Below are 15,618 nucleotides of genomic sequence, written 5' to 3'. Positions count from 1 at the left end.
TTCAGCAATGGTCTGAACGGGTCCGGGGAGAGCCGGCCGGATCACGAGGATCCGGCCGGACAACCCGTCAGACCTCTTCGACGCTGCTCGGCTCGCGCCGGGACAGGTCGATACCGAGCTCCTCCGCCGCGCGGAAGACGTCCTCGTCCGTGTCGCGCATCTCGATGGACATGCCGTCCGAGGACAGCACCTCCACGTTGAGGCAGAGCGACTGCATTTCCTTGATGAGCACCTTGAAGGACTCGGGAATGCCCGGCTCGGGGATGTTCTCGCCCTTGACGATCGCCTCGTAGACCTTCACGCGGCCGGTGACGTCGTCGGACTTGATCGTCAGGAGTTCCTGGAGGGCGTATGCGGCGCCGTAAGCCTCAAGGGCCCACACCTCCATCTCACCGAATCGCTGCCCACCGAACTGCGCCTTACCACCCAGCGGCTGCTGCGTGATCATGGAGTACGGGCCGGTCGAACGCGCGTGGAGCTTGTCGTCGACCAGGTGGTGCAGCTTGAGGATGTACATGTACCCGATCGAGACCGGGTCCGGGAACGGCTCGCCGGAGCGGCCGTCGAACAGGTTGGCCTTGCCCGAGGGCTGGACCAGCCGGTCGCCGTCGCGGTTCGGGATCGTGGCCTGGAAGAGGCCGGTGATCTCGTCCTCACGCGCACCGTCGAAGACGGGCGTGGCGACGTTGGTGCCGGGGGCGACCTGGTCGGCGCCGATGGCCTGCAGGCGCTGGGCCCACTCGTCACCGAGGCCGGAGACGTCCCAGCCGCGGCTGGCGAGCCAGCCGAGGTGGATCTCCAGGACCTGTCCCGGGTTCATTCGGGACGGGACACCCAGCGGGTTGAGGATGATGTCGACCGGGGTGCCGTCCTCCAGGAACGGCATGTCCTCGATCGGGAGGATCTTCGAGATGACGCCCTTGTTGCCGTGACGGCCGGCGAGCTTGTCACCATCGGTGATCTTGCGCTTCTGCGCGACGTAGACGCGGACCAGCTGGTTCACGCCCGGCGGCAGCTCGTCGCCCTCTTCGCGGTCGAAGACGCGGACGCCGATGACCTTGCCGATCTCACCGTGCGGCACCTTCAGCGAGGTGTCGCGCACCTCGCGCGCCTTCTCACCGAAGATCGCGCGGAGCAGACGCTCCTCCGGCGTCAGCTCGGTCTCACCCTTGGGCGTGACCTTGCCGACGAGGATGTCGCCGGCGACGACCTCGGCACCGATACGGATGATGCCGCGCTCGTCGAGGTCGGCGAGGACCTCTTCGGAGACGTTCGGGATGTCCCGGGTGATCTCCTCCGGGCCGAGCTTGGTGTCACGGGCGTCGACCTCGTGCTCCTCGATGTGGATCGAGGAGAGGACGTCGTCCTGCACGAGGCGCTGCGACAGGATGATCGCGTCCTCGTAGTTGTGACCCTCCCACGGCATGAACGCCACGAGCAGGTTCTTGCCGAGCGCCATCTCACCGTTCTCGGTGGCCGGCCCGTCGGCGAGGACCTGGCTCTCGATCACGCGGTCGCCCTCGGAGACGACGACCTTCTGGTTGACCGAGGTGCCCTGGTTGGAGCGCGAGAACTTCGAGATGCGGTACGTGGTGTACGTGCCGTCGTCGTTCGTCACGGTGATGTAGTCCGCGGAGACCTCCTGGACCACACCCGCCTTCTCGGCCTTGAGCACGTCACCGGCGTCGGTGGCACAGCGGTACTCCATGCCGGTGCCGACCAGCGGCGCCTCGCTCTTGATGAGCGGGACGGCCTGACGCATCATGTTCGCGCCCATGAGGGCACGGTTGGCGTCGTCGTGCTCGAGGAACGGGATCATCGCGGTGGCGACCGACACCATCTGGCGCGGCGAGACGTCCATGTAGTCGACGTCGTCGCCGGGGATGTAGTCGATCTCGCCGCCACGACGGCGGACCAGGACACGGGCCTCGGTGAAGCGCATGTCCTCGGAGAGCGTCGCGTTCGCCTGGGCGATCACGAAGCGGTCCTCTTCGTCGGCCGTCAGGTAGTCGACGTCGTCGGTGACGACGCCCTCGACGACCTTGCGGTACGGCGTCTCGATGAAGCCGAACGGGTTGATGCGCCCGTAGGAGGCCAGCGAGCCGATCAGACCGATGTTCGGGCCTTCGGGCGTCTCGATCGGGCACATGCGGCCGTAGTGCGACGGGTGAACGTCACGGACCTCGAAGCCGGCCCGCTCACGGGAGAGACCACCCGGGCCGAGGGCGTTGAGACGACGCTTGTGCGTCAGGCCCGACAGCGGGTTGTTCTGGTCCATGAACTGGGACAGCTGGCTGGTGCCGAAGAACTCCTTGATGGAGGCGACGACCGGCCGGATGTTGATCAGGGTCTGCGGCGTGATCGCCTCGACGTCCTGAGTGGTCATGCGCTCACGCACGACGCGCTCCATACGGGCGAGACCCGTACGGACCTGGTTCTGGATCAGCTCACCGACGTTACGGATACGGCGGTTGCCGAAGTGGTCGATGTCGTCGGTCTCGACCATGATCGAGCGACCGGACTCACCGACGGTCTCGGCCTCACCGGCGTGCAGCTTCACCAGGTACTTGATGGTGGCGATGATGTCGTCGCTGGTGAGGACACCGGCGTCGAGCGGCTCGTCGGCGCCGAGCTTCTTGTTCACCTTGTAGCGGCCGACCTTCGCGAGGTCGTAGCGCTTCGGGTTGAAGTAGAGGTTCTCGAGCAGCGTCTGAGCGGCCTCGCGCGTGGGCGGCTCGCCCGGACGCAGCTTGCGGTAGATGTCGAGCAGCGCGTCGTCCTGGCCCTGGGTGTGGTCCTTCTCCAGGGTGGCGCGCATCGACTCGTACTCGCCGAACTCCTCGAGGATCTGCTCGGTGGTCCAGCCGAGAGCCTTCAGAAGCACGGTGACGGACTGCTTGCGCTTGCGGTCGATGCGGACACCGACCATGTCGCGCTTGTCGATCTCCATCTCCAGCCAGGCACCCCGGGACGGGATGATCTTGGCGGAGAAGATGTCCTTGTCGGACGTCTTGTCGATGGAGGAGTCGAAGTAGACACCCGGCGAGCGCACGAGCTGCGACACGACGACACGCTCGGTGCCGTTGATGACGAAGGTGCCCTTGTTGGTCATGAGCGGGAAGTCGCCCATGAAGACCGTCTGGGACTTGATCTCGCCGGTCTCGTTGTTGGTGAACTCGGCCGTGACGAAGAGCGGCGCGGCGAACGTGAAGTCGCGCTCCTTGCACTCGTCGATCGAGTTCTTCGGGGGCTCGAAGCGGTGGTCGCGGAAGGTGAGCGACATCGACCCGGAGAAGTCCTCGATCGGGGAGATCTCCTCGAAGATTTCCTCCAGGCCGGACTTGGTGGGGACGTCTTGTCCGCTGTCCAGAGCAGCCTCGACGCGAGCCTTCCAGGCGGCATTGCCGAGAAGCCAGTCAAAGCTCTCGGTCTGCAGCGCGAGGAGGTTCGGAACCTCGAGGGGCTCCTTGATCTTTGCAAAAGAGATGCGCAGCGGGGCGGTGCTGGCACCGTTGTTCGTATTCGAGGTCGAGGCGTTGCGCGAGGCGGCCAAGAGGGGGTCCTTCCGAGGGCTCGGACTCACTACGCGCGTACCGGCCCCAAGCCGCACACAGAGACAGGAATCCCAAGATCAGGGAATGTCCGGTCATCGGTGCTAGGCGTGGGCATGCCCCTGGTGACGGGCAGGAGGCAGCTAACAGGCAGCGCAAAGGGTCAGTGTAGCCAAGCGGCACACTGATGTCCAGTCGGGGTTCTCAGAGACCCACGTTGCTCTCAACAGCTGTTCTCAACACCTATGAATAGCCCTCGCGCGGTGTGCGCTCTTCTTTACTGCCCTCTTCGCTCTCGATCCATGCCTCGGATGCGGATCGAGATGACGACGCGTCCTGAGAATTGCGCGCCGCGTGCGGTTCGTCAAGGGCCCGAGGGCCTCAGCGGACGTCCGGCGATCTTCACCTGCGCCCGGAGGACGCCGGTTGACGCCTCTCGGCGCCCCTGGAGAAACGCACGGCGAAGATCACCCTACTCGCAGCGCGCGGAAGATCAAGGCAGCCTCCCGGGGCACGCCAAAGGGCGACCACCCGGATGGGTGATCGCCCTTTGCGATGTGACATCCCGGCCTTACGGCAGGGTCTGCCTCACGGAGTCAGATGACTCGCAGGGTCACTTGACCTCGACGGAGGCGCCGGCGCCCTTGAGGGACTCGGCAGCCTTCTCGGCGGCCTCCTTGGCGACCTTCTCGAGGACGGGCTTCGGGGCGCCGTCGACGAGGTCCTTGGCCTCCTTGAGACCCAGCGAGGTCAGCTCACGCACGACCTTGATGACCTGGATCTTCTTCTCGCCGGCACCCGTGAGGATGACGTCGAACTCGTCCTGCTCGGCCTCGGCCTCGGCGGCGGGGCCCGCACCGGCGGGGCCGGCGACGGCGACGGCCGCGGCGGCGGTGACGTCGAACTTCTCCTCGAAGGCCTTGACGAACTCGGAGAGCTCGATGAGGGTGAGCTCCTCGAACTGGGCGAGCAGGTCTTCCTGGCTGAGCTTCGCCATGATGGCGTCCTTCCACTAATTCGGCAGGTGCCGGTTGTTTATGTAGGCGGGCGTACGGGCCCGCTGCGAGCCGTGGAGCGGAGTGTTACTCCGCCACCTCGGCATCGGCGGGAGCCGGCGTACCGGCACCGCCCTGCTCGGCCTTCTTGGCGCGAAGCGCTTCCGCGGTGCGGACGAACTTCGACGGCAGAGCCTGGAAGAGCTGCGCAGCCTGAGTCTGCTTGCCCTTCATGGCGCCGGCCAGCTTGGCGAGCAGAACCTCGCGGGACTCGAGGTCCGCGAGCTTCTTGATCTCATCGGCGGACAGCGCCTTACCGTCAAGGACACCGCCCTTGATGATGAGGTTGGGGTTGTCCTTGGCGAAGTCACGAAGACCCTTCGCCGACACCACCGGGTCGCCGGTGACGAAGGCAACCGCCGTCGGACCCGAGAACAGGTCGTCCAGCGTGTCGATCCCGGCCTCGTTGGCCGCAATCTTGGTCAGCGTGTTCTTCACCACGGCGTACTGGGCGTTCTCACCGAGCGAACGGCGCAGCTCCTTGAGCTGTGCCACGGTGAGACCCCGGTACTCGGTCAGCACGGCGGCGTTCGAGCTGCGGAACTGGTCCGTCAGCTCGGCTACCGCGGCAGCCTTGTCGGGCCTTGCCATGAGCGTCGGCCTCCTTCCGGGTGATGAGGACCGCTCAGAAGGGGCCGGGAAAGACGAAACGCCCCGGCGCAGGCGCCAGGGCGTAGCTCGACCGGACGGATCCGGGAGCTTTCCACAGTCACCTGCGCAGGTCGCCCGTTCTTGACGGATCCTTCGGTCACCGTTTCCCCTTACGAGGACGCGGCGACGACCAGCGGTCTTTGGCTTCTTGGTGAGAGTACGCGACCGGGGCCGTTCGGAGCAAATCCGTCCCGGTTCGACCGGTGCGGGAGGTTTAAGCGCCTCTCGGACGGCCTGCGGAGCACTCGCGCGTACGAGGACGGGCCCCGCAGCCTCCGAGGAGGCTGCGGGGCCCGTCCCATGCCGTGACGCGGCTACCGGGTGAGCACGGGGGCTCAGACGGCGGCCGGGTCCTCCTCGACGAGGAGGTTGCGCACGCGGTTGGCGTCCAGCGGGATGCCGGGGCCCATCGTCGTGCTCATGGTCGCCTTCTTGATGAAGCGACCCTTCGCGGCGGACGGCTTCAGACGGAGGATCTCCTCCAGCGCCGCGCCGTAGTTCTCGACCAGCTTCGTGTCATCGAAAGAGGTCTTTCCGATGATGAAGTGCAGGTTCGAGTGCTTGTCGACGCGGAACTCGATCTTTCCGCCCTTGATGTCGTTGACAGCCTTGACGACATCGGGGGTGACGGTGCCGGTCTTCGGGTTCGGCATCAGACCACGCGGACCGAGCACGCGGCCCAGGCGGCCGACCTTGCCCATGAGGTCCGGCGTGGCGACGACGGCGTCGAAGTCCAGACGGCCCTTCGCCACCTCGTCGATGAGCTCGTCGGCGCCGACGATGTCGGCGCCCGCGGCTTCCGCGGCCGCAGCACGGTCACCGGTCGCGAAGACCAGGACCCGGGCGGTCTTGCCGGTGCCGTGCGGGAGGTTCACGGTGCCACGGACCATCTGGTCGGCCTTGCGCGGGTCGACACCCAGGGCAAAGGCGACCTCGACGGTGCTGTCGAACTTGGTGGCGGCGGTGTCCTTGGCGATGCGGACGGCCTCGAGCGGGGCGTACGTACGCTCCCGGTCGATCTTCGCGTCCGCAGCGCGGAGGTTCTTGCTGCGCTTCACATCTACTCCTGTGGTTTTCAGAGTGTGGAGTCGTGGTGCGGACCAGCGCTTGGTCCTACCACTGTGGGGCTACGGGGCTGACTCAGCCTTCGACCGTGATGCCCATGGAACGGGCGGTGCCAGCGATGATCTTCGACGCGGCGTCGAGGTCGTTGGCGTTCAGGTCGGGGAGCTTGGTCGTGGCGATCTCGCGGACCTGGTCGGCCGTGAGCTTGGCGACCTTGGTCTTGTGCGGCTCGCCGGAGCCCTTGTCCACACCCGCGGCCTTGAGGATCAGCTTGGCGGCCGGCGGAGTCTTCGTGATGAAGGTGAAGGAGCGGTCCTCGTAGACCGTGATCTCCACCGGCACGACCATGCCACGCTGCGACTCGGTCGCGGCGTTGTAGGCCTTGCAGAACTCCATGATGTTGACGCCGTGCTGGCCCAGTGCGGGACCGACCGGCGGCGCCGGGTTGGCCGCACCGGCGTTGATCTGGAGCTTGATAAGCCCCGTGACCTTCTTCTTCTTGGGAGGCATTGCTCTCTCCGGGTCCTAGTGAGAGTGTTTCGCCGCCATTCCGGTCATCCGGATGGAGGCATACCGCACAACGATAACGGGTATAGCTGCGCGACCAAAAACCGAGCAGGTCAGACCGGCTGCGAAGCCTGTCTGACCTGCTCGGTAGGCATGTGTCCAGAGAAGGGCCGAAAGGCCGTCAGTTCTTCTGGATCTGGTCGAAGCTGAGCTCGACCGGGGTCTCGCGACCGAAGATCTCGACGAGGCCCTTGACCTTCTTCGAGTCGGCGTTGATCTCGTTGATCGTCGCCTGCAGGGTCGCGAACGGGCCGTCGGTGACGGTGACCGAGTCGCCCACCTCGAAGTCCAGGACCTGGACCTCGACCTTGCGGGCCGGAGCCGGCTTGCCCTCGGCCTCGGCCGCCTCGCGGGCCGCCTTCTCCTCGGCCTCGGGGGCGAGCATCTTGACGATCTCGTCCAGGGTCAGCGGGTACGGGTCGTAGGCGTTGCCCACGAAGCCGGTGACGCCGGGCGTGTTGCGGACAACACCCCAGGACTCGTTCGTCAGGTCCATGCGCACCAGGACGTATCCCGGGAGCTTGTTCTGACGGACGTTCTTCCGCTCACCGTTCTTGATCTGGACGATCTCTTCCTCGGGCACCTCGGCCTGGTAGATGAACTCCTCGACGTTGAGCGAGACGGCGCGCTGCTCCAGGTTGGCCTTGACGCGCTTCTCGTAACCGGCGTACGTGTGGATGACGTACCACTCGCCGGGCAGTCCACGGAGCTCTTCGCGCAGGGCGGCGACAGCGTCGACGGGGGCGGCCGGCTCGGCTTCCTCGTCGGCCTCTTCGTCGGCGTCGGATTCTTCCGCGGCCTCTTCGTCGGCGTCGGACTCGTCCGCGGGCTCTTCGTCCTCGACGGACTCGGCAGCCTCTTCGTCCTCGTCGGACTCGACACGCACGGCATCCTGCTCGGCGGGCTCGCCCGCGGCGGCGTCAGCAGCGTCGACCTGGTCCGGGGCCACGGCATCCGCCGCCTCGACGATGTCGAGCTCGTCCTCGGCGGACTCGACGGCGCTCGCCGTAGGCTCGGCGTCGTCGTTCAGGTTCGGGTCAGACACGATGGCTGCTTCTTCCTGGATACAAATGGGTGGAACATGCGAAAGGGGCGCCGATGAGGCGCCCTCCGCGGGGATCAGCCGAAGACGTACTTGATGACCCGCGCAAATCCGAAGTCAATCACGGTGACGAGACCGATCATGACGACCACGAACACGATCACCACGGCCGTGTACGTCGACAGCTGGCTGCGCGTGGGCCATACGACCTTGCGGAGCTCGGCGACGATCTGGCGGTAGAACAGCGCGAGACGGCCCAGAGGGCCCTTCTTGCCGCGCTTGCCGCCCTTCCGGGTCTTCTTCTTCGACTCGGGGGCTTCGTCCTCGGCATCAGGCATGTCGATGGAGCCCACGGCGTCCGTCACGCTACTCACCTGATTCCGGGTCGTGGCCGTGCCGCGCCCGGTGGAGCCGCACGGCGGTGCATTGAAGTACGTACATGCGCACACATCCTGGCGAAGGAGTGTGTAGCAGGGCCGGAGGGACTTGAACCCCCAACCGCTGGTTTTGGAGACCAGTGCTCTACCAATTGAGCTACGACCCTTTGTGGTTTCCACCAACCTACCGCATCTTCACCGGTGGGCCGGTTGGGAAAACGGTGTGGCTGATGAAGGCCAACGACAGGTGAGTGTACGTGCTCAGGGGCGCCGCGTCGAACAGACAACAACCGACCGGTCCTGTCCGGATGCTGTCCGAGTCCTGTCCGGTCCCTGAAACCCCTGTGCCGAGGGGTTTTCCGGTCTGCGAGCATGGGGGGCATGAGCGCTGCAACTTCTCCGTCCGAGCGCCGGGTCTCGGCCCGCATCGGTGCGATCTCCGAGTCCGCCACCCTCGCCGTCGACGCCAAGGCCAAGGCCCTGAAGGCCGCCGGGCGTCCGGTGATCGGCTTCGGCGCCGGCGAGCCCGACTTCCCGACCCCCGGTTACATCGTGGACGCCGCGATCGAGGCGTGCCGAAACCCGAAGTACCACCGCTACACCCCGGCGGGCGGGCTCCCCGAGCTCAAGGCCGCCATCGTGGCGAAGACGCTGCGCGACTCCGGCTACGAGGTCGACGCCTCCCAGGTCCTGGTGACCAACGGCGGCAAGCAGGCCATCTACGAGGCCTTCGCCGCGGTTCTCGACCCGGGCGACGAGGTCATCGTCCCCGCGCCGTACTGGACGACCTACCCCGAGTCCATCCGTCTCGCCGGCGGTGTCCCGGTCGACGTCGTGGCCGACGAGACCACGGGCTACCGGGTCTCGGTCGAGCAGCTCGAGGCAGCGCGCACCGAGCGCACGAAGGTCGTCCTGTTCGTGTCCCCGTCCAACCCGACGGGCGCGGTCTACAGCGAGGCCGAGACCGAGGCGATCGGCCGCTGGGCCGTCGAGCACGGCCTCTGGGTGATGACGGACGAGATCTACGAGCACCTGGTCTACGGGGGCGCGGCGGCCGCCTCGCTCCCCGCGGTCGTGCCCGAGCTGCGTGACAAGTGCATCGTGGTCAACGGTGTCGCCAAGACCTACGCCATGACCGGCTGGCGGGTGGGCTGGATCATCGGCCCGAAGGACATCGTGAAGGCCGCGACCAACCTGCAGTCGCACGCCACCTCCAACGTCAACAACGTCGCGCAGGCCGCCGCGCTGGCCGCCCTCACGGGGAGCCTGGACGCGGTCGCCGAGATGCGGACGGCCTTCGACCGCCGCCGCAAGACGATCGTGCACATGCTCAACGAGATCAACGGCGTGCTCTGCCCCGAGCCCGAGGGCGCGTTCTACGCGTACCCCTCGGTGAAGGGCCTGCTGGGCAAGGAGATCCGCGGCAAGCGCCCCGCGGACTCCGTCGAGCTCGCGGCCCTCATCCTGGACGAGGCCGAGGTCGCCGTGGTGCCGGGCGAGGCATTCGGCACGCCGGGTTACCTGCGGCTCTCGTACGCGCTGGGCGACGACGACCTCGTCGAGGGCATCTCCCGGCTCCAGAAGCTGCTGGGCGAGGCCCGCGACTGACGCGGGAAACTCACCTGCGTGGTGTGGCCCCCGGCTCCGGCCGGGGGCCACTTTTTTGTTCGACGGGTAACTCACATGGGCATCCCGCTACCGCCGCGCCCCTCGGGTGCGGCAAGATCGATCGATGGAGCGTGACGTACGGCTGTTGCCCAAGGCCCACCTGCACCTGCACTTCACCGGGTCGATGCGGCCCACGACCCTGCTCGAACTCGCGGACAAGTACGGCGTGCATCTGCCCGATGCCCTGACCGGCGGGGAGCCGCCCAAGCTGCGGGCCACCGACGAGCGCGGCTGGTTCCGTTTCCAGCGCCTGTACGACATCGCACGGTCCTGCCTCCGCACGCCGGAGGACATCCAGCGGCTCGTACGCGAGACCGCCATGGAGGACGTCGCGGACGGCTCCGGGTGGCTGGAGATCCAGGTCGACCCGACCTCGTACGCCCCGCTGCTCGGAGGGCTCATCCCGGCGATCGAGATCATCCTGGACGCCGTCGACCGTGCGGCCCGCGAGACCGGGCTCGGGATCCGGGTGGTGATCGCGGCGAACCGGATGAAGCATCCGCTGGACGCCCGGACGCTGGCCCGGCTCGCCGTGCGGTACGCGGACCGGGGCGTCATCGGCTTCGGGCTCTCCAACGACGAACGCCGCGGGATGGCCCGGGACTTCGACCGCGCCTTCGCCATCGCCCGCGAGGGCGGACTGATCGCGGCCCCGCACGGCGGCGAGCTGTCGGGCCCGTCCAGCGTCCGGGACTGCCTGGACGACCTCGACGCGGCCCGGGTCGGGCACGGCGTGCGGGCGGCCGAGGATCCGAGGCTGCTTCGCGAGCTCGCGGAGCGGGGGGTGACCTGCGAGGTCTGCCCCGCGTCCAATGTGGCGCTCGGCGTCTACGAGAAGCCCGCCGACGTACCCCTGCGCACTCTGTTCGAGGCCGGGGTGCCGATGGCGCTCGGCGCGGACGACCCGCTGCTCTTCGGTTCCCGGCTGGCCGCGCAGTACGACCTCGTACGCCGTCATCACGCCTTCACCGACGAGGAGCTGGCCGAGCTGGCGCGGCAGTCCGTGCGAGGGTCGGTGGCGCCCGTCGAGGTGCGGGAGAAGCTGCTGGACGGGATCGACGCGTGGCTGGCTAGCTGATGCCGCCCAGCAGGGTGCGGGCGAGGGACGCGGCGAAGTCGTCCAGCGACTGCGGGGCCCCGCCCATCTCGTAGGCGAAGGCACGCTGGGCGCAGGCGCCGAGCAGCAGCGAGGCCGCCGCGTAGGTATCGGCCCCGGGGACGACGCGGCCCGCCCGCTGTTCGGCGCGGAGATAGGCGTCGAGGCCCTGGATCGGCTTGTGCGGGCCGGTGCCCATCTCGCGCATCGCCGCTTCGTGACGGTGCTTGAGCCGGGGCTCGGCGTACAGCGAGGCGAGGACCGGGAAGGTCTGCTCGTAGAAGAGCGCGGCCTGGCGGGCGACCTCGGTGAGGTTCTGTTCCAGATCCCCTTCGCCCGCCTCCAGGTCCCCCAATAGCGGGCCGAGCCTCGGCATGCGTTCGCCGAGCACGGTCACGAAGAGCTCTTCCTTGCTCGCGAAGTACTTGTACAGCGCCGCTTCGGAGCAGCCGGCCGTCTTGGCGATCTCCTTCGTCGTCGTCCGTGCGAGACCGATGCCGAGCATGAGCTCATGAGCCGCATCGACGATGCGGACGCGGGCCGGCTTCTGCTCCATGGATGCTCCAGCAAGGCTTGACGAAGAGGTGAGCGTCCACTCACTCTATGGGTAAGTGAATACTCACCCACTCAGGAGGGGCGTGCGCGATGAGGCTCACAGTGTTCGGGGCGACGGGGGCCGTCGGCCAGGAGGTCGTGCGGCAGGCGCTGGCGGCGGGGCACGAGGTGACGGCGGTGGTCCGTGATCCCGCCCGGCTCCCGGACGGTCTCGGTGGCTCCGCCCTGCACGCGGTCGTGCCGCTGGGCGACGGGGCGGCGGTGCGCGAGGCGGTCGCGGGGCGGGACGCGGTGCTCTCCGGGCTCGGGGCCCGGGGCCGGAAGGCCGGTGACGTCGCGGAGCGGCTCACCGGGCAGGTGCTGGAGGCGATGGAGGCCGAGGGGGTGCGGCGGCTGCTGGTCGTGAGCGCGGCCCCGGTCGGCCCGGAGCCGGCGGACGATCCGCTGCTGGACCGGGCGGTCCGAAGGGTGATCGGCGTGCTCCTCAAGGAGGTGTACGCGGATCTGACGCGCATGGAGGCCGCGCTGGCCGCGAGCGCGACCGACTGGACGTCGGTGCGGCCGCCGAAGCTGACGAACGGCCCTCTGACGGGGGCGTACCGGACGGTCGTGGGCGGCACCCCGCGGAGCGGCCGGTCCATCGCGCGGGCCGATGTGGCCCACGCGATGCTGGCACTGATCGACGAGCCGGCCGCACTGAAGCAGGGCGTGGGGGTCGCCTACTGAGCCTCGGGCCACATGTGGCCCGAGCCGGCTACAGGCTGACGCCCACCGTCACCGGCTCGTTGACGAGCGTGACCCCGAAGGCCTCGTGCACCCCGGCGACGACCTCGCGGGCCAGGGCCAGCAGGTCCTCGGTGGTCGCGCCGCCCCGGTTGGTGAGGGCGAGTGTGTGCTTGGTGGAGATGCGGGCGGGCCCCGTGCCGTAGCCCTTGGTGAAGCCGGCCTTGTCGATGAGCCAGGCTGCCGAGGTCTTCACCCGTCCGTCGTCCGTGGGGAAGGCGGGGGGCGTGACGTCCGCGCCCAGGCGCTCGCCGGCGCGGGCGAGGAAGAGCGCGTGCTCCGCCTCGTCGAGGATCGGGTTGGTGAAGAAGGAGCCGGCCGACCAGGTGTCGTGGTCCTCCGGGTCGAGCACCATCCCCTTGCCCGCCCTCAGCCGGAGGACGGTTTCGCTGGCGGAGGCGGCGGGAACGCGATCACCCTGTTCGACGCCCATGGCCCTGGCCGTCTCGGGGTAGAGGAGGGGCGCCGACTGTCCGCCCGCGTCCTCGAGGCCGAACCGCACTCGCAGCACGACGAAACGGTCGGGCTCGGCCTTGAAGCGGCTGTGGCGGTACGAGAACGCGCACGCCTCGTTCGGGAGGGTGACCGTCTCCCGGGTGTGCCGGTCGTAGGCGACGACCTCGGTGACGACCGAGGACACCTCCTGCCCGTAGGCGCCGACGTTCTGGATCGGTGTCGCCCCGGCGGACCCGGGGATCCCGGCGAGGCATTCGATCCCGGCCAGCCCCGCCTCGACCGTACGGGCCACGGCGTCGGTCCAGACCTCGCCGGCGGCCAGTTCGAGCGCCGTACCGGAGAGCTCGAAGCCCTTGGTCGCGATGCGCAGGGCCGTTCCGTCGAAGCCCTTGTCGCCGATGACCAGGTTGGAACCGCCGCCGACGACCAGGAGCGGGGTGCCGCTGTCGTCGGCCTCGCGTACGGCGGCGATCACCTCCGCGTCGGTGGTGGCCGTCAGGAGACGGTTGGCCGGACCGCCGAGCCGGAAGGTGGTCAGGGGGGCGAGGGGGGCGTCGTGGAGTTCCTGCACGGGGACAAGAGTACGGTCCACGTCCCGGGAGCGGGCCATGGACCGTACGGACGGGGACGGGGTGTCAGGCGGCGACGGACACACGTTCCTCGGAGGATTCGGGCGCCGGGCCGGTCACCCGCCCGCGGCGCGGGATGAGCAGGGCCATGAGCGCGGCGGCGGCCACCACACCGGCACCGATCCATACGGCCGGCACGGTCCCGTCGGTGAAGGCCTGCGGGGAGCCGTATCCGCCCTGGGCGGAGAAGACCGCGGCGAGTACGGCGACCCCGAGGGCCCCGCCGACCTCACGCAGGGCGTTGTTGGCCCCGGAGGCGATGCCCTGCTCCCCCGGCCTGACGCTGGACATCACGAGGCTGGCGGCGGGCGCGAAGTACAGCGCCATGCCGATGCCGCCGACGATCAGGCCGGGCAGCTGGGCCGCGTAGGCGACGTCCGGTTCCAGGACCGCCGCGAAGAGGCCGAGACCCAGTGCCTGGAGGGCGAGGCCGGTCACCACCACGGGGCGGCCGCCGAACCGGTCGGCCAGATATCCGGCGACGGGCGCCACGAGCATCGGCATTCCGGTCCACGGCAGCATCCGCAGGCCCGCCTCGGTCGGCGAGTAGCCCAGCACGTTCTGGAGGAACTGACTGAGCAGGAAGATCGAGCCGAACATGCCCAGGAACATCAGCAGGCTCGCCATGTTGATCCCGAGGAAGGCCCGGTCGCGGAAGAGCCGCATGGGCAGGACGGGGTTCTTCGCGCGGAACCCGTGGCGGACGAAGACACCCAGGAGGAGCGTCCCCGCGATCAGCCCGGTCAGCACGAGCGGGTCGGTCCAGCCGTCGCTCGTGCTGCTGACGAGCGCGTAGACGATGCCGAAGAGCCCTCCGCTGACCAGGACGGTGCCGGGTACGTCGAGCCGCGCCTCAGGGGCGTAGGACTCGGCCAGCCGCAGTCGCGCCAGGGGCAGCAGGATCAGGCCGACGGGGACGTTGAGCCAGAAGATCCACTGCCAGGAGATGTGTTCGGTGAGGCTCCCGCCGATCAGCGGGCCGCTGGCGACCGCGAGTCCGGTGACCGCGCCGAAGAATCCGAGCGCCATCCCGCGCCTGGCGGGCGGGACCGCCGCGGTGAGCAGGGTGAGGGTGAGCGGCATCATGATCGCGGCCCCGACGCCCTGGACGGCCCGGAAGGCGATGAGTTCGTTGATCCCCGGCGAGAGGGCGGCGGCCGCCGAGGCCGCGGTGAAGACCGTGAGGCCGGCCAGGAAGAGCCGGCGCCTGCCGAAGCGGTCACCGAGGGCGGCGCCCGTCATCAGCAGCACCGCGAAGGTGAGCGTGTAGGCGTTCACCGTCCACTCGAGCTCCTCCAGCCGGCCCCCGAGGCTCTCGCGGATGGACGGCAGTGCGGTGGTGACGACGAGGTTGTCGAGCGCCGCCATGAATCCGGCGATGCTCGTGATGACGAGGGCCCAGACGGCTCCCCCGCGGCTGGATGCTTGCTGCTTCACTGCTACCCCCCAAGGGTTAGTTATCAATGACTAACTTAAGCGGACAGAAGAACGGGCGGCCCGCCCGGCGGGCCCGGGTCACCCCGCCCCGCCGGGCCCCCGGGCCGATGGCGCCGTCCGGTCAGCTGGGCCTGGTCGCGAGATGGAAGCCGGACCACACCCGATGGCCGGCCGGAAAGCCCATCGAGGCCAGTGTGTTGATGAGCATGCCGTAGGCGAGGAACGACGTGGTCTCGCCCTGGTCCGCCCCCAGCAGGAGGTGGATCTCGTCCCACATCGCCACCCAGTTGAGCCGCAGGCGCTCACCGAACTCGTGGTCACCCGCGGCTTCGGCCGCCGCGACAGCCGCGTACATCTGCATCTGCATCTGCAGCTTGTCGGGGTCGTCCACGATCAGCCGCTGATACGCCTGGGCCAGGGCCTGTGACAGCTCCTCACCCTCCAGCCCCTCGGCCGCCTTCATGAACACCGCCCGGGTGTCCGCGAGACACCGCTCGGCCGCGGCGAGGAAGATGGCCTGCTTGCCGGGGAAGAGCCGGAACAGATACGGCTGCGAGACGCCGACACGCTTGGCGATCGCCTCCGTCGAGGTGCCGTTGTACCCACTGCGGGCGAACTCGGCGACCGCCGCCCGCACGACACTTTCCCGCCTGTCCTCTGCGCTCATCCTTGCCATGCCTGCAAGT

14 protein-coding genes and 1 tRNA gene are annotated in these 15,618 nt (G+C 68.4%); 3 read left to right on the top strand and 12 right to left on the bottom strand.

Features of this window, described 5'->3' with window-relative positions; translation table 11 throughout:
- Positions 1 to 67: 67 nt before the first annotated feature.
- The 8 genes from rpoB to ACIQM3_RS02155 all read right to left on the bottom strand — a co-directional run bounded on the left by rpoB (position 68) and on the right by ACIQM3_RS02155 (position 8,475).
- Complete coding sequence (gene rpoB / locus ACIQM3_RS02190; protein WP_401617620.1) at positions 68 to 3,553, bottom strand: DNA-directed RNA polymerase subunit beta; 3,486 nt, start codon at positions 3,551 to 3,553, stop codon at positions 68 to 70.
- A 611-nt stretch (positions 3,554 to 4,164) separates the two neighbouring features.
- The gene (rplL, locus tag ACIQM3_RS02185; protein ID WP_329231823.1) at positions 4,165 to 4,548 is read right to left on the bottom strand and encodes a 50S ribosomal protein L7/L12; all 384 of its coding nucleotides are present in this window, start codon (positions 4,546 to 4,548) and stop codon (positions 4,165 to 4,167) included.
- A gap of 85 nt (positions 4,549 to 4,633) precedes the next feature.
- Positions 4,634 to 5,197, bottom strand: a complete 564-nt coding sequence (gene rplJ / locus ACIQM3_RS02180; RefSeq protein WP_103517761.1) for a 50S ribosomal protein L10 — start codon at positions 5,195 to 5,197, stop codon at positions 4,634 to 4,636.
- Positions 5,198 to 5,592: 395 nt separating this feature from the next.
- A complete protein-coding gene (gene rplA, locus ACIQM3_RS02175) occupies positions 5,593 to 6,315 on the bottom strand; it encodes a 50S ribosomal protein L1 (protein ID WP_401617617.1) in 723 nt (240 codons plus the stop codon).
- Positions 6,316 to 6,397: 82 nt separating this feature from the next.
- Positions 6,398 to 6,832: a 50S ribosomal protein L11 gene (gene rplK / locus ACIQM3_RS02170; RefSeq protein WP_018550660.1), complete on the bottom strand. Its 435-nt coding sequence runs from the start codon at positions 6,830 to 6,832 to the stop codon at positions 6,398 to 6,400.
- A gap of 178 nt (positions 6,833 to 7,010) precedes the next feature.
- Positions 7,011 to 7,934 carry a transcription termination/antitermination protein NusG gene (nusG, locus tag ACIQM3_RS02165; RefSeq protein WP_401617614.1) on the bottom strand — a complete coding sequence of 308 codons (924 nt, stop codon included), beginning with the start codon at positions 7,932 to 7,934 and terminating at the stop codon, positions 7,011 to 7,013.
- Positions 7,935 to 8,008: 74 nt separating this feature from the next.
- Positions 8,009 to 8,296, bottom strand: coding sequence for a preprotein translocase subunit SecE (gene secE, locus ACIQM3_RS02160; protein WP_031096325.1), 288 nt, complete (start codon positions 8,294 to 8,296; stop codon positions 8,009 to 8,011).
- A gap of 106 nt (positions 8,297 to 8,402) precedes the next feature.
- Positions 8,403 to 8,475 (bottom strand) — tRNA-Trp (locus ACIQM3_RS02155).
- A gap of 214 nt (positions 8,476 to 8,689) precedes the next feature.
- Here ACIQM3_RS02155 and ACIQM3_RS02150 point away from each other — a divergent pair.
- Together ACIQM3_RS02150 and ACIQM3_RS02145 are read left to right on the top strand one after the other, a co-directional pair.
- A complete protein-coding gene (locus ACIQM3_RS02150) occupies positions 8,690 to 9,916 on the top strand; it encodes a pyridoxal phosphate-dependent aminotransferase (RefSeq protein WP_401617611.1) in 1,227 nt (408 codons plus the stop codon).
- A 124-nt stretch (positions 9,917 to 10,040) separates the two neighbouring features.
- A complete protein-coding gene (locus tag ACIQM3_RS02145) occupies positions 10,041 to 11,054 on the top strand; it encodes an adenosine deaminase (protein WP_401617608.1) in 1,014 nt (337 codons plus the stop codon).
- On the opposite strand, the gene ACIQM3_RS02140 is transcribed toward ACIQM3_RS02145, so the two are convergent.
- On the bottom strand, positions 11,047 to 11,628 hold the full coding sequence (locus ACIQM3_RS02140) for a TetR/AcrR family transcriptional regulator (protein WP_401617606.1): 582 nt from the start codon (positions 11,626 to 11,628) through the stop codon (positions 11,047 to 11,049). The genes ACIQM3_RS02145 and ACIQM3_RS02140 overlap by 8 nt on opposite strands.
- An 89-nt stretch (positions 11,629 to 11,717) precedes the next feature.
- On the opposite strand from ACIQM3_RS02140, the gene ACIQM3_RS02135 reads away from it, so the two are divergent.
- Complete coding sequence (locus tag ACIQM3_RS02135) at positions 11,718 to 12,353, top strand: NAD(P)-dependent oxidoreductase (RefSeq protein ID WP_401617603.1); 636 nt, start codon at positions 11,718 to 11,720, stop codon at positions 12,351 to 12,353.
- Between the two features lie 28 nt (positions 12,354 to 12,381).
- On the opposite strand, the gene ACIQM3_RS02130 is transcribed toward ACIQM3_RS02135, so the two are convergent.
- The 3 genes from ACIQM3_RS02130 to ACIQM3_RS02120 form a co-directional block, all read right to left on the bottom strand.
- Complete coding sequence (locus ACIQM3_RS02130; RefSeq protein WP_401617600.1) at positions 12,382 to 13,437, bottom strand: UDP-N-acetylmuramate dehydrogenase; 1,056 nt, start codon at positions 13,435 to 13,437, stop codon at positions 12,382 to 12,384.
- A 64-nt stretch (positions 13,438 to 13,501) separates the two neighbouring features.
- Positions 13,502 to 14,932 carry a DHA2 family efflux MFS transporter permease subunit gene (locus ACIQM3_RS02125; RefSeq protein WP_401617597.1) on the bottom strand — a complete coding sequence of 477 codons (1,431 nt, stop codon included), beginning with the start codon at positions 14,930 to 14,932 and terminating at the stop codon, positions 13,502 to 13,504.
- Between the two features lie 121 nt (positions 14,933 to 15,053).
- On the bottom strand, positions 15,054 to 15,608 hold the full coding sequence (locus ACIQM3_RS02120; protein ID WP_401617594.1) for a TetR/AcrR family transcriptional regulator: 555 nt from the start codon (positions 15,606 to 15,608) through the stop codon (positions 15,054 to 15,056).
- Between the last annotated feature and the right edge of the window lie 10 nt (positions 15,609 to 15,618).

It is taken from the genome of Streptomyces sp. NPDC091271, from assembly GCF_044757505.1.
In the GTDB taxonomy this organism is placed as follows: Bacteria; Actinomycetota; Actinomycetes; order Streptomycetales; family Streptomycetaceae; genus Streptomyces.
The sequence above is the reverse complement of the archived record's forward strand: the minus strand, read 5'-3'. Positions and strand labels throughout refer to the sequence as shown.